The 1093-nt window shown below is 51.8% G+C and carries 2 protein-coding genes; one reads left to right on the forward strand and one right to left on the reverse strand.

Annotation, left to right across the window (positions count from 1 at the left end; translation table 11 throughout):
- Window positions 1–265: 265 nt before the first annotated feature.
- A complete protein-coding gene (locus BLR85_RS28335) occupies window positions 266–583 on the reverse strand; it encodes a c-type cytochrome (RefSeq protein WP_093165265.1) in 318 nt (105 codons plus the stop codon).
- A 285-nt stretch (window positions 584–868) separates the two neighbouring features.
- On the opposite strand from BLR85_RS28335, the gene BLR85_RS29440 reads away from it, so the two are divergent.
- Entirely contained in the window at window positions 869–1012 is a 144-nt protein-coding gene (locus tag BLR85_RS29440; RefSeq protein WP_170844832.1) for a hypothetical protein, read from the forward strand.
- Window positions 1013–1093 lie beyond the last annotated feature (81 nt).

Consider the following 1093-nt stretch of genomic DNA (forward strand, 5'->3'; position numbering starts at 1 on the left):
AGGCTATGAGGCCGATTAAACGCGACACGCTCTAGCACCTTGTTCACCGTCACATCGAAACGGATCTCAATGTCCCCGGTTTCGCGAACTTCCCCTATGTTACCAAGCACGACGATGTCGGCCACATCGAACAGTGCGCAGATAGTGAACGGTTTTCCACCACGCGCTCACTGTCCGAACTGAGCAAACGGATCTTCATTCGTCTCTTCGGACACCCAGGATATTCTGTCGGCGCGTCGCGGCGCCCCTGGCGATTTCCATTTCGTTATTGGTCCAAAGACAAAATGTATCCGACGATGTTATCGATGTTCTCGGCGAACATGTAAGTGTGGAACTGCGGCATCAGCACTGCATGGTCAGGGAACATGATTTTCATGCGCATTACCTGGGGATCCATGTAGATGGCGATCGCCTGAAAACTCGGCGGATACAGCTTGAAGGCGCCGCCGGCCATAATGTTATGGCAATTCGCGCAATTCGCTTCAGCCATTCGCTTGCCGGCCTCGATATATGGCTCTTCTTCTGAAAGGGCGGATGTGCCCATCGATATCGCAAGAACGGCCAACAGAATAATCATTTTCATGATACCCTCCCTATGTTGCGAAGCACCTACTCATCGTACATCATCTCACAAACAAAACTTCACCTCGTTGATGTGCCTCAAAAAGGCTCCTTAAGGCAGAACCAAGAAACATTCTCCGTACGCAGGCAGCTTTCGTTCATCTGATTTCGCACCGTTCGCTGCAATGTACGCTCTGCGCAGGAAGCGGTTGGAAAGACGGAGTCGATGATCGGCGGCAATGTCCGCTGAGAAGACCTTGACGCGGCCTCACTCAAATGTCCGGTTTTCGTCCTTTCGGGGGAGCATATGCTGCTGCCTTTACTGGATGTTGCAAGCGCAGCGAATGGCAGCTCTCCGACGATTCCGTTGAAAAACAATGCGCTGCAAGTCAGGAAATTGGCTTCAAAAAACGGTGTGAGCGCCTTTGTGTTGATTTCCGCTGAGAAGTGACCCGGTAGCCCCTCAAATTTTCACTGAGAATTGACCCATGTGAACACGTTGCCCTGACGGTTTCGGTCGGGGAGATATGGA

Origin of the sequence: Aliiruegeria lutimaris (genome assembly GCF_900099935.1) — a bacterium.
GTDB lineage: Bacteria > Pseudomonadota > Alphaproteobacteria > Rhodobacterales > Rhodobacteraceae > Tropicimonas > Tropicimonas lutimaris.

Excerpts from the sequence above, each read along its gene's own strand:
- BLR85_RS28335 (WP_093165265.1), bottom strand. The coding sequence starts at position 583 with ATGAAAATGATTATTCTGTTGGCCGTTCTTGCGATATCGATGGGCACA.
- BLR85_RS29440 (WP_170844832.1), top strand. The coding sequence starts at position 869 with ATGCTGCTGCCTTTACTGGATGTTGCAAGCGCAGCGAATGGCAGCTCT.